10 protein-coding genes are annotated in these 13,201 nt (G+C 43.2%); 8 read left to right on the forward strand and 2 right to left on the reverse strand.

All coding sequences use genetic code 11. The features are described 5' to 3' along the window. Positions 1-104: 104 nt before the first annotated feature. The 5 genes from HFM85_RS13820 (at position 105) to HFM85_RS13840 (ending at position 8,707) form a co-directional block, all read left to right on the forward strand. Complete coding sequence (locus tag HFM85_RS13820; protein ID WP_173738801.1) at positions 105-3,266, forward strand: ATP-binding protein; 3,162 nt, start codon at positions 105-107, stop codon at positions 3,264-3,266. A gap of 85 nt (positions 3,267-3,351) precedes the next feature. Then, entirely contained in the window at positions 3,352-4,458 is a 1,107-nt protein-coding gene (locus HFM85_RS13825; RefSeq protein ID WP_173738802.1) for an ROK family transcriptional regulator, read from the forward strand. A 442-nt stretch (positions 4,459-4,900) separates the two neighbouring features. Next, a complete protein-coding gene (locus tag HFM85_RS13830) occupies positions 4,901-5,932 on the forward strand; it encodes a zinc-dependent alcohol dehydrogenase (RefSeq protein ID WP_173738803.1) in 1,032 nt (343 codons plus the stop codon). Positions 5,933-6,278: 346 nt separating this feature from the next. Further along, positions 6,279-6,500, forward strand: a complete 222-nt coding sequence (locus tag HFM85_RS13835; protein ID WP_015526212.1) for a hypothetical protein — start codon at positions 6,279-6,281, stop codon at positions 6,498-6,500. A 509-nt stretch (positions 6,501-7,009) separates the two neighbouring features. After that, the gene (locus tag HFM85_RS13840; protein ID WP_173738804.1) at positions 7,010-8,707 is read left to right on the forward strand and encodes a carbon starvation CstA family protein; all 1,698 of its coding nucleotides are present in this window, start codon (positions 7,010-7,012) and stop codon (positions 8,705-8,707) included. A gap of 107 nt (positions 8,708-8,814) precedes the next feature. On the opposite strand, the gene HFM85_RS13845 is transcribed toward HFM85_RS13840, so the two are convergent. After that, positions 8,815-9,111, reverse strand: coding sequence for a helix-turn-helix transcriptional regulator (locus HFM85_RS13845; protein WP_179976617.1), 297 nt, complete (start codon positions 9,109-9,111; stop codon positions 8,815-8,817). 177 nt (positions 9,112-9,288) lie between these two features. Here HFM85_RS13845 and HFM85_RS13850 point away from each other — a divergent pair, with 177 nt between their 5' ends. Together HFM85_RS13850 and HFM85_RS13855 are read left to right on the forward strand one after the other, a co-directional pair. Next, a complete protein-coding gene (locus HFM85_RS13850) occupies positions 9,289-10,386 on the forward strand; it encodes an RNA-guided endonuclease TnpB family protein (protein WP_179976618.1) in 1,098 nt (365 codons plus the stop codon). Between the two features lie 203 nt (positions 10,387-10,589). Continuing rightward, a complete protein-coding gene (locus HFM85_RS13855; RefSeq protein ID WP_173738807.1) occupies positions 10,590-11,426 on the forward strand; it encodes a S8 family serine peptidase in 837 nt (278 codons plus the stop codon). A gap of 446 nt (positions 11,427-11,872) precedes the next feature. Here the strand turns inward: HFM85_RS13855 and HFM85_RS13860 are convergent, their stop codons facing one another. After that, complete coding sequence (locus HFM85_RS13860) at positions 11,873-12,388, reverse strand: hypothetical protein (RefSeq protein ID WP_173738808.1); 516 nt, start codon at positions 12,386-12,388, stop codon at positions 11,873-11,875. Positions 12,389-12,469: 81 nt separating this feature from the next. On the opposite strand from HFM85_RS13860, the gene HFM85_RS13865 reads away from it, so the two are divergent. Then, complete coding sequence (locus HFM85_RS13865; RefSeq protein ID WP_119246513.1) at positions 12,470-13,105, forward strand: hypothetical protein; 636 nt, start codon at positions 12,470-12,472, stop codon at positions 13,103-13,105. Positions 13,106-13,201: the final 96 nt, after the last annotated feature.

Raw genomic sequence — 13,201 nt, forward strand, 5'->3', positions numbered from 1 at the left:
ACATCCAAAACAAAATAGGCAAAATGGTTGAAAACAGTTCGGGTTACAGCTAAAATGGGAACATCAGAAAAAGAAGAAAATTATATAACGGAGCGAAAATTTTAATGAAACACGCAAAGAAAGGTTCAAACAAAAATCTGTCATATATCATGCGTTTCGGTATGACAGTTCTGACGGTGATACTGATCGTGCTGTTTTTCAGTATCATGATCATGGTTGGACAGATCCAGGGAACTGCACGTATTGTCAATTATGCAGGATTTGTACGCGGCGGAACTCAGAGAATGGTAAAGCTGGAGAATGCAGGACAGCCGCAGGATAAGATGCGCGGTACCATTGCTTCTTATATAAACGGACTTCAAAACGGCAGTGATGAACTGAATTTTGTGCGTCTGGATGACAATGCATTCCAGAACAAGATGGTTGAACTGGATGAGTATTTCCAGAAACTGACACAGGAGATAGATCTTGTCCGTGAGAAGGGATATGAGAATACAGATATCATATCTATGAGCGAGAAGTTTTTCCATATCTGTGACGAGGCTACCGGCCTGGCAGAAGACTATTCCCAGAAAAAAGCCACCTCGCTGGATCGGCTGGAGAAGATCGTTATCGTGGATATCGTGGGACTGATCATCCTGATCGCAGGGGAACTGATCCGGGCTCTCCGTTTTGCAGCTCAGAACAGGATTCTTCAGAAGAAAGTCTATCTGGATGAAGCAACGGGACTTCCAAACAAGAATAAATGTGAAGAGATCCTGGATGGTACGGAAGCATCAGATTCCGAAGGACAACAGAACATTGCGGTCTGCGTTTTTGACCTTAATAATCTCAGAACCATTAATAATAACCTGGGACATGAGAAAGGTGATGAGTACATCCGGTCTTTTGCCATCCTTCTTCGTGAAGCTGTCCCGAGAGAACATTTTGTGGGACGCGACGGAGGCGATGAGTTTATTGCCGTGCTGAAAGGCCTGGATGATCAGGGAATCCGGGATTGTCTACAGGGGATCCGGAAGCATACAGATGAATATTCCAGAAGACATCCGGAGATGCCAATCAGCTATGCAGCCGGATACGCCAGTATGGTGGATTTTGAGGGAAGTACGCTGAGAGATCTTTTCCGCTATGCGGACAAAAATATGTACATTGACAAGAACCGGGCGAAGCTGCAGGAGGCAGCAGACCGGCAGAAGGTTGATCAGGAGATCCGTGACCGCCTGAAATTTCAGGGCTATGATTTTTCCGCATGCCTGTACTGCAATGCCAGACTGGATGAATACAGAACCCTCCGGGCGGGAGCAGATTTTATCCTTGCAGAGGACGGCAGCTATTCCGGCGCTGTAGAGCAGATCGTGGAGGAATTTTCTTCAGGGGAAACAAGAAGATCACTCAGGGAAAAGCTGCAGATATCTTATCTGGATGAGAATCTTACAGAGTCAGCCGGAAAGATCGAGATTCCGTATCAGTACCATAAACAGGATAAAGTACAATATGGAAAAATGACCATACTTTTTATTAATGGCGCAGAGGATGGACGGCTCCACCATTTTGCACTGGGATTTGAAGATTTCCAGAATTGTGAGGAGAAAGCAGTCAGTGAGAAGGTGAGGCTTACCCGATATTATGAGCAGCTTCGTCAGTCTATTGTGGAGAATAGCAATTATGCGGACGCTCTTCTGGAAACTGCAGAGGCGGGTTACATGGTAAATCTCACTGAGGACAGGATGGAGCAGGTTTTTTATCAGAAAGGGATACTGGAATTTCTGGATGAGCTGGAGCTTCCGTGCTCCTATAATGAATACTGCGAAGAAAAACGCAACCAGATTGCCGATGAAACACTGGAAAATTACCGTATTGTGGATTCTGCGGAGAAACTTCTTGAACGTTTTGAGACAGGCGCAAAGCAGATTATAGTGGAATTTCGGAAGAAAAGCGAGGATGGAAGCTTTGTATGGCTGCAGAAGACTGTGCTCATGTCAAGGGATACGCTTTATGACAGTTGTACGGGCAGAGAACAGATCGTTGTACATGGCATTATACTGTTCAAGAACACATCGGCTTTTCATGAACAGGAACAGCAGGAGAATGAACGTCTGCAGGAGGCTTTTGAAAAAGCAGATTCTGCAAGTAAGGCGAAAACAGAATTCATGAACCGTATGAGCCATGATATCCGTACACCGATCAACGGTATTATGGGAATGCTGAATATCATACAGAAGAACAGGAACGATGCAGAAAAAATGGATGACAGTCTCCGAAAGCTGGAGCTTTCTGCCAGTCATCTTCTGGCACTTGTCAATGATGTGCTGGATATGAGCAAGCTGGAATCAGGCAACTGTAAGCTGAAACAGGAGCCGTTTGATCTGGAAACACTGGCTAATGAAGTGGCATTACTGATCGATGCACAGATGGTGGAAACAGGAATGCTCCACCGCAGACGCAGAGGATATGTGAAACATACTGCTCTTGTGGGAGATGCTCTTCAGCTTCAGAGGATCATGCTGAATTTTCTGAGCAATTCTGTTAAGTATAATAAGCCGGGTGGTACAGTAGAAACTTATATCGAAGAGATCTCCAGTGACGGGATAAATGCTGTATATGAATTCAGGATTACAGATACCGGAATCGGTATGAGTGAGGAATTTGTAAAAAATAAGCTGTTCATGCCGTTTAATCAGGAAGAGAACGGTGCAAGGACACAGTATCGCGGAACCGGTCTTGGAATGTCTATTGTGAAGAAGCTTATTGAACAGATGCAGGGAACTATTGAAGTGGAGAGTACTCTTGGCGTTGGAACAACTTTTACATTCCGCCTTCCTTTCCTGATCGATAAAGAGAAAAACCAGATCATGGAAAAAGATATTCTTCCCGATGGAAAAGCACTTTCCGGGAAAAAGATTCTCCTAGTCGAGGATAACGAGATCAATATGGAGATTGCAGAATTTTATCTTACAGAGCATGGTGCTGATGTTGAGAAGGCATGGAACGGAAAGGAAGCCGTGGAAAAATTCCAGGCATCTGCCAAAGGTGAGTTCGCTGTGATCCTTATGGATGTGATGATGCCGGTGATGGATGGAATTCAGGCGGCAAAGACTATCCGTGCTATGAACCGTCCGGATGCGCAGAAGGTCATCATTCTGGCAATGACAGCTCAGACTGCACAGGAATGTGTGGATGAATGCTGCAGATCAGGTATGAACGGTCATATCGCAAAGCCTGTGGAATCACGGCAGCTGGTGAAACAGATTCTGGAGGATCTATAGCTGAACAACAACAGAAAATACTTTACAAATTCAAAGGGAAAGGCTATCATATCTTTTGTAAAACAGTTTATAAAAGAGGTTTGATATGGCATCAAAAACAGAGAAAAAAAATAATACAAGATCCAGGATCGTCAGTTATGTGATGAATAATACGGACACCTCAAAGGTGGAGATTTCCAAAAATCTGAATATGAGTATGCCTACTGTGCTTTCCAATGTAAACGAGCTTATGGCAGGCGGAGTGCTTATGGAGACCGGGGAATATGCTTCTACAGGAGGCAGAAAAGCCAAGAGTATCGGGATCAATCCCGGTTACCGCTATGCAATGGGTATTCGTATCACTGCCAATCATGTAGGGATGACGCTGGTGAACATGCGGTCTGAGATCGAGAAGACAGAACGTGTGAGAATGAAATTTTCACAGGAGATATCCTACTGTGTAGAGCTTGCTTCTCTGGCAAAAAAATTTCTTGGGGATATGGATGAACCGGACAAACTGCTGGGAATCGGGATATCCATTCCGGGAATCATCAGTCAGGAGCAGCATCTTGTTGTGAAGTCTCATGCTTTGCAGATCGAAAATTACAGCTTGAATTTCCTGGAACAGGCTTTTTCCTGCCCTGTCTGTTTTGAAAATGATGCCAATGCAGCTATGCTGGCAGAGGACATTAACCAGTATCAGGATGCCATATATCTTTCGCTGAATAATACGCTGGGAGGAGCTTTCTGTATTGACAGGAAATTGTTTGCAGGGCAGAACCGGAAAGCAGGAGAGTTCGGCCATATGATCCTGGTTCCGGGTGGACGGAAGTGCTACTGCGGCAAGAAAGGCTGTGCAGATGCCTACTGTGCTGCCAGTGCACTGACAGCTGGAAGGTATGAAACTCTGGAGCAGTTTATGGAGGCACTTTCCTACGGAAACAGCGAAGCAGAGAAGAAGTGGGCAGAATATCTGGATCATTTGGCTGTGCTGATCTCCAATCTCAGAATGGCTTATGATATGGATATCATCCTTGGTGGAGAAGTTGGTGGATATCTTGCCGATCATATGATTCCTCTCGGGGAAAAGGTTATGGAATACAACGGTTTTGACTGTGATATCCGATATCTGAAGAACTGTACTTACAGAAAGGAAGCGTCAGCAGTCGGTGCGGCGAAGCACTTTTTTTATGAACTGATCAGGAATATATAAGAATACAGAGTTATATGGATTTATGAGAATTGAGCTCGCATATCTGTCATGTATCAGAAATGGTCGTGTCGGATCTGCGAGCTTTTTCTATCGCTGTTTTACTGTATTGTTTGCTTGAACGCAGATAAGCATTCCCCCGCTTCAAGTGCGCGGAGCATTAAGCGGCGGGTGAGGGGGGATGCTTATGTCAGTGGGAGTTGAAAGCTTCCACTGACAGATCGCGAAGCGACTGCGTTCATGAGCAAGTAGCGAAGCGGATTGCGAATGTCCGCTTTACAATGTGCATAAAAATAAAAACGATAATTTGTACAATAAGTAGAAACACAGGAAACACTATTGACAAATGAGTTTACAGGAATGATAATATAGTTACTTTAATAAAATAATTAATAAAAGATAAAGACGAAATAAATCACAAAAATAGACGAGGAGGAAATAAGATATGATTCAGCAGGTAATGACAAATCCAGGAGAGATTATTTTCAGAGAGGTAGATATTCCGGAAGTGGGAGATGACCAGGTTCTTGTTAAGATCATGAACATTGGTATCTGCGGATCAGATATCCATGTATACCACGGTAAGCACCCGTTTACCAAATATCCGGTGACACAGGGCCATGAGGTTTCCGGTGAGATCACAGAACTTGGAAAGAATGTGACAGGTTTTAAAGTTGGCCAGAAAGTAACCATCGAGCCTCAGGTATACTGTGGACACTGTTATCCGTGCCGTCATGGCAAATACAATCTCTGCGAAGAACTGAAGGTTATGGGCTTCCAGACAACTGGAACAGCATCTGAATTTTTTGCAGTGGATGCTTCCAAGGTAACACCGATCCCGGAAGAGATGTCCTACGAGGAAGGGGCCATGATCGAACCGCTGGCAGTTGCAGTTCATGCAGTGAAGCAGATGGGCGATGTAAAGGGAATGAATATCACAGTGATCGGTGCAGGTCCGATCGGAAACCTTGTTGCACAGACAGCCAAGGGAATGGGTGCTGCCAAGGTTATGATCACAGATGTCAGTGACCTCCGTCTTGCAAAAGCAAAAGAGTGCGGCATTGATATCTGTGTAAACACAAAGGAGAAAAATTTCGGAGAGGCACTGGTAGATGCGTTTGGTCCGGATAAGGCAGATGTGATCTACGACTGTGCCGGAAACAACATCACTATGGGACAGGCCATCCAGTATGCGCGAAAGGGCAGCGTGATCGTACTGGTAGCAGTATTTGCGGATATGGCAACCGTTGACCTTGCTGTTGCCAATGACCATGAGCTGGATATCAAGAGCACCATGATGTACCGCCATGATGATTATGTAGATGCCATTGATCTTGTAAATGCTGGAAAGGTTCATTTAAAGCCACTGATCTCAAAGACATTTAAGTTCAAAGATTATCTGAAGGCTTATCAGTATATTGATGAAAACCGTGAGACAACTATGAAGGTTATCATCAATGTGCAGGAAAAAGAATGAATATGATGTCATATAAACGTTTTCAGAAATGAAGTCTGTCCGTCTGTAAAAAACTGTGTTAAAATAATCGGAGGAATTTGTCAGGGAAAGATGCGGACCAAAAGCCAGAATACGGAAGTCCGACTGACAAAATTAAACTGGAAACGGATACCCGGCAGAAAGCAGCAGGACCGTTTTGATGAGAGCAGGATCCACTTTGTAGAATGAAAAAATTCTGAACATAGTAAAAAATACCAATAAATCCTCTGGAAATTTGTGCAGAACGCATTTTGCATAAACGGGATTTTTACGATAAAATGTAAGTATAAGAACCGGAAAACTGAACTAAATGAAAGAGGTGAAGGGTATGAAGGAATATGAGATTATTATTGAAACCATTAATCCCTGTGGCGGCGATCGTCATTCTCAGCAGGAGATCGTTGAAGCAAAGATCGAGAGCCCGGAAGCTTTTGTAAAAGAAAAAGGAAGATTTCCGATCATTGATAAGATTGAGAATCCCGATGGCGGAGTCGTGATCGTAACCGGTGACGGAAAAGGATACATGGTAAGATATACATTTTCTGAATAATGGGTGATGCGGCGTATGTGACGGAAAAAGGAGCGTAAAGCAAAGCTGGAATCTGGCTTCGTTACATACGCCATATTTTATTTTTGACCTTAAAAATGCACAAAAAAACATATGTAAATTTGTAAAACATATATAAATTATTTATTGAATTTTTATGAAAAAAGGAGTAAAACATTAGATAAATAAAAAAGAGAAATGCATGGAACAGGACAGATCACAAGAAGCAGACCGGATCACAGAGAGCCGCAGCTGGTGAGAAGCGGCAGAAGGTATTTTGTGATATCACCTGGGAGCATCCCGCTGAATAGAAAGGTCAAGTAAGCCGGGACGTAGTCTTCACGTTACAGAAGAGGCTGTTTGAAGAGACAGCACTAAGTGGTTGTATTTAGTGATAAATATGATAATACAAAGTGGTACCACGGAACATTCCGCCTTTGTTATCCGAAAGGATAGCAGGGGCTTTTTTATATATAAAAGTAAAATAACACAAAGGAAAGAGAGTTGATATTATGAACGGAATAACAATGATGATCATAGCCATCGTAGTTCTCGGAGGTGCATATCTTCTGTATGGCCGTTATCTCCAGAACAAATGGGGCATTGATCCGAAAGCAAAAACTCCGGCATACGAAATGGAGGACGGAGTTGATTATGTACCGGCGGATACAAATGTAGTATTTGGCCATCAGTTTGCATCCATAGCAGGTGCAGGTCCCATCAATGGACCGATCCAGGCCGCAATTTTCGGCTGGCTGCCGGTTCTGCTCTGGATCCTCATCGGTGGTGTGTTTTTCGGAGCTGTTCAGGATTTTGCATCCATGTACGCATCTGTAAAGAATAAAGGACGTACCATCGGATATATCATCGAAGCGTATATCGGAAAGCTTGGAAAAAAATTATTTCTTTTATTCTGCTGGCTGTTCTGTATTCTGGTTGTTGCTGCATTTGCAGATGTTGTAGCAGGAACCTTTAACGGATTTGTCGCAAATGATGCAGGAACAGTTACAAAGGTAGCGGCAAACGGAGCTGTTGCAACCACTTCCATGTTATTTATATTTGAGGCTGTTGCACTTGGATTTTTCCTTAAATATACAAAATTCAACAAATGGGTCAACACTGCAGTCGCAATTTTACTGCTGGTAGCAGCAATTGTGCTGGGACTTAATTTCCCCATGTATGTAAGTCTTGGAACCTGGCATATCATCATTTTTGTATACATCCTGATTGCCAGTGTCGCTCCTGTATGGGCACTGCTTCAGCCACGTGATTATCTGAACAGCTATCTGCTTATTTTCATGATCGTCGGTGCAGTTATCGGTGTATTTGTTGCCAATCCGTCCTGTAACCTGAAGGCATTTACAAGCTTTAATGTAGACGGACAGTATATGTTCCCGATCCTGTTTGTAACCATCGCCTGTGGTGCTGTTTCCGGCTTCCATTCACTGGTATCTTCCGGTACTGCATCCAAGCAGATCAAAAATGAGAAAAACATGCTTCCTGTTTCCTTTGGAGCAATGCTGATGGAAAGTATGCTTGCCATCATCGCACTGATCGCAGTTGCATCTTTTGCAGACGGTGAAGCAGCAGCACAGGGACTTACAACACAGCCGCAGATTTTTGCAGGTGCTATCGCAAACTTCCTTTCTGTAGTTGGCCTTCCGCATTCACTGGTATTTACTCTGATCAACCTTGCTGTATCCGCATTTGCACTGACCTCTCTTGATTCTGTAGCCAGAGTAGGACGTCTGTCATTCCAGGAATTTTTCCTTGATTCTGATACAGATGAGAAAAACATGAGCCCGTTCCTGAAGGTAGTAACAAATAAATACTTTGCAACAGTCATTACACTGGTACTTGCCTACATGCTTACAAAGGTCGGCTATGCAGAAATCTGGCCGCTGTTCGGCTCCGCAAACCAGCTGTTATCTGTACTCGCTCTTGTAGCCTGCGCAGTATTCTTAAAGAAAACAAAACGTCAGGGCTGCATGCTCTGGATCCCGATGGTATTCATGATGGCAGTTACCTTCACAGCACTTGGCATGACCATCACAAAGCTTTCAAAGGCACTGGTAACAACAGGGCTGGATCTTGGAAACACCTTACAGCTTGTATTTGCAGTATTACTGCTGATCCTTGGTGTACTGGTAGCGATCCAGGGCGTGAAGAAGCTGCTTGAGAAGACAGATGATAAAAAAGCAACGGCATAATATTATCGGATAAGATTACGGATATCTGTTTGGCTGAAGAGGCATGAGTCATATAAAAGGCTCATGCCTTTTTACATCCATGGAATTTTGAGATATCTAAAGACGATTTATGATCCCATGCGCCTGCATTCATTGGGAGTCATTCCGAATTGCTTTTTAAAGGCAGTCTGAAAGTGGCTCTGGCTGGAGAAGCATAAAAATGTGCTGATCGTGCTGATAGATTTGTTTGTGTATTGCAGCAATTCTTTACCTTCCTCCAGCTTACAGCGCAAAATAAATGCACTGACAAAAAAACCAAGGGTCTTTTTAAAATAAGCAGAGAAATATGATTTGCTGAATCCGACATAGGCTGCAACATCACTTACCGTAAGCGGATCATGATGGTTCTTTAACAAATGTAGCAAGAATTCTCCCACCTCTTCAGGTGGTGAGATGAATTGCACATCTGAGCATGTCTGCTCAAGAAAATCTTATGATACAGAAAGAACACTTGTTCTTATAGCTCTAATGTAGTATAATAAAAAAGAACAATTAGTTTGTAACCATGTATCAGGCGATATAGAGAAGCCAGGGTGATAAGAATGAACCGCGCCGTAAAAATAAGGATCTATCCAAATAAAGAGCAGAGAGTTCAGATAGAGAAGACAATCGGCTGCGGCCGTTTTATCTATAACCAGATGCTTGCGGACAAGATCAGTTATTACCAGAAAGAAAAAAAGATGCTCCGGAACACACCTACCGGATATAAGAAGGAATATCCCTGGCTGAAGGAGGTGGACTCCCTTGCCCTGGCGAATGTGCAGTTGCATCTGGAAAGTGCGTTCCGGAAGTTTTTCCGGGAACCATCCTGCGGATTCCCCCGCTATAAATCAAAAAAACATGCAGGAAATTCTTATACGACCAATGCAGTAAACGGGAATATCCTTTTACAGGATACCCATCTGAAACTTCCAAAGATGTCCGCCATAAAAATAAAACTTCACCGCCAGATCCCATCAGACTGGAAACTGAAGTCTGTAACTGTGAGCCGTGAGCCATCCGGGAAATATTTTGCCAGTCTTTTGTTCTGCTGTGAGAACCAAACAGTGGAAAAAAGTCCGGCAGAAAAATTCCTTGGGATCGATTTTGCCATGCGGGGAATGTGTGTATTTTCTACAGGGGAAAGAGCCGGGTATCCTATGTTTTACAGAAAAGCAGAGAAAAAACTTGCAAGGGAACAGAAGAGACTCTCCCACTGCGAAAAAGGAAGCCGGAACTATCAGAAACAGAAGAAAAGGGTAGCTTTATGTCATGAAAAGATAAAGAACCAGAGAAAAGATTTCCAGCATAAGCTCAGCAGGGAACTTGCTGAAAGATATGATGCAGTATGCGTGGAAGATCTGAACCTGAAGGGAATGTCCAGAGGGCTGCATCTTGGGAAAGGCGTACAGGATAACGGGTACGGGCAGTTTCTGTCCATGCTGGGATACAAACTGGAAGAGCGCGGAAAATATCTTATAAAAGTAGACCGTTATTTTGCATCCAGCAGGATCTGCAGTGTATGCGGCAATAAGAAAAAGGAACTGGCGCTATCGGAACGGGTGTATGTCTGTGAATGTGGAAACCGGATGGACCGGGATGTAAATGCAGCAGTCAATATTCGGGAAGAAGGAAAAAGGATTTATAAAGAATGTGCCTGACGGCACAAGAAAAAAATCCGTAACTGGATAAACATAAAAACAAAACCGCGGGACACGCGGGGATAGCCTGTTTTAGCTTTGCCTTAAAAGGCAATCGAGCAGGAAGCCCCCACTTCAAAATCGTAAGATTTAAGTGGTGGGAGCATGTCACCTGAAGGCTTTGCATATAATAAAAAAAATGTATCAATGGAAATGAAAGCCTTATGCCAGACCAGAAAATAGAGAATCTTCTTAATCTTGCCATGAATGCCCTGCCGCAGGAGCGGGCGAAATCGGAAAATCTGAATGTGGGGTATGATCCCACCACCAGGCTGTGGGAGGTGATCGTGAAGTACAGTGGCCCGGAAAGCGGACTTGGTGGTGAGCGGATCCAGGTGGTCCCGCTGCTTGGTGGTTATGCAGTAGTGACACTGCCGGAATCGGAAATTGCTGCATACTCAGTCAGAGAGCAGATCGAGTTTATAGAAAAGCCCAAGAGACTCTACTTTGAGACCTTTGAAGAGCGGGAGGCAAGCTGCATTTTGCCGGTGCAGAATGGAGCCGATGGCTTAACCGGCGAAGGTATTTTGGTGGGCATTGTGGATTCCGGAGTGGACTATTTCCATCCAGATTTCAGAAACGAGGATGGCAGTACTCGGATCCTGCGACTGTGGGATCAGAGTGTAGCTGGAAATCCACCGGAAAACTATGTATTAGGAACTGAATATACGAAAGAAGAAATTGATGAGGCGCTTGCACTCGGGGAAACCGAAGGCAGGCGCCTTGTTCCGTCGGGGGATTTCAGTGGACATGGGACGGCAGTTCTTGGAATAGCAGCAGGAAATGGAAGAGCATCGGATGGAGTGAATCGAGGCGTTGCGTATAGAAGTGATCTTCTGGTGGTAAAGATGGGAAATCCACGGGAAAATTCATTTCCGCGGACAACGGAGCTGATGGAGGGGATTGATTACCTGATACGGCAGGCAGTGAAGATGAGAAAACCGATCGTCATAAACATCAGCTTTGGGAATAATTATGGTTCCCATGAACCTTATAATTAAGGGAAAACATAAGAAAACACTGATATTTGTATGCATTATTTGACATGGACGAACATAAACTAAAACGGGTATGTTCTCTTTGACAAATCTGTTTGGAAAGGCTATGATGTACCTAGTGATCGCACTATGGAAACTTGAGAAGCCCATAGTCCGGAGGGCTCCTTTGGGGGCCTTTCGTTATTTATACAAACAATTAGTAAAATTGATGAGAGGTGGTGAAAAACTTGGAGAAAAAGCAATTTCTAACATATGATGAACAGATTACTTTTCTGGAAGAAAAGAAAGGTCTGAGCGTCAACTTAAGGGCATATTAGTGAATATCCTCCAATGCAAACTACAAAATAAATCGGTTTATGACAGAAAACAGTTGCTGTTTTGTTGGAAACCAGAAGATTTATAAAAATGACCGCATTTAAATAAGCCTATTGATGAATGCTGGTTCTATTTTAAAAAGAAACTTTTTTATTTCGGAAATGCGAACGTCCCTTGGATTTCAATTTCTTCCTTGGAAATGACCTTCCGGGCAGGAGCTGTGATCTGCAACGTACAGCATCTATATATAACTGTTCAATAATTGAAAGCTCAAACAGTCCGCAGAGTATTTTAGGAACAATATTTTTAATCCGTTCAATGATAAATGCACGATTGGCCTGATAACGGAACTTATTTGTGCTTTTGGCAGAAATCTGTATTTCCTCATCTGCTTCATTTTTTATAAGGGAAGCCAGATTCGATAGAAGCATATTTATATAAAATTCCTGCTGTATTGATACTGTAGTAGCACCGGAAAACTCTTCCATGGCAAAACGGCTTTTTAGTTCTTTGTACTTAAGTTCTACAGGCCATCTGTAGAAGTAAAGTTCCCGGAACATATCTTCTGAATAATAACCTCTGTCAAAAATAATAATACTGTTGTTATATAGTCCCATATCTTTAAGAACTTTAAGATCTATATTCACCATGAGCTGTTTCTTGCGGAGAAGAAGAATCCGGGTGTCAGTGTAAATGTATATAAGGAATATGTTTTTTATCGGATTAAGGAAATGAACTTTCCTGTCATTGTGAAGGATACATTAGGTGCAGGGTCAATCGGAGTGGAAGTCATGAACGCCTATGAGGAAGTAGAGAGCTTTCTTAATTCCAATCGGAACAATTCAGATATAATGGTGGAAGAACTGATCCAGGGAGAACAGTTCGGAACGGAAATTCATGGTGTAGAGGGACGTTACAGTGGTCCTTCCGCCGATCGCCTTTTCTGTAACAAAAGAGGGCATTACAGATCCGTTAAGCTCTGTAAAATTTGGTCCGGAATGACAACAACAACGGCTGCCATGGAGGGAAGAAATCCACTATCTATTTTTGTGGACAGCATACTCGGAACTGACAAAAATTACAGTATGAAACGGAACCTGAAATATGTATTGAACTTTAAGATGAAAGCAAGGTCGCAGGAGGAGCTGATCCGATTATATGGGAATCCGCATGTGGATTATATTATGCAGCTGGAAACCTCAGTGGCAGGTATGGAGAAAATCAACTATTGCGAGGTTGTTATCAGCACCGATCAGGAAAAAGAAGATATTCTTAATATCCTGAATGAACTGGAAGAGGAATTCCCGGGGCTTGTTTCCGATGATGTGAAAGCAAATGCCGGAGAGCTTGTTGCAAAATGTCAATGAGAATTCTGCGGTCGATAAGACCGCCGTTTTCTGCTGTTTGCAGAAATTAAAACCATTTTGCAGCGTATTGCTGTAATTGTTCCTGGACATCCCGGT

The organism is Blautia schinkii (genome assembly GCF_013304825.1).
GTDB lineage: Bacteria > Bacillota > Clostridia > Lachnospirales > Lachnospiraceae > Blautia_A > Blautia_A schinkii_B.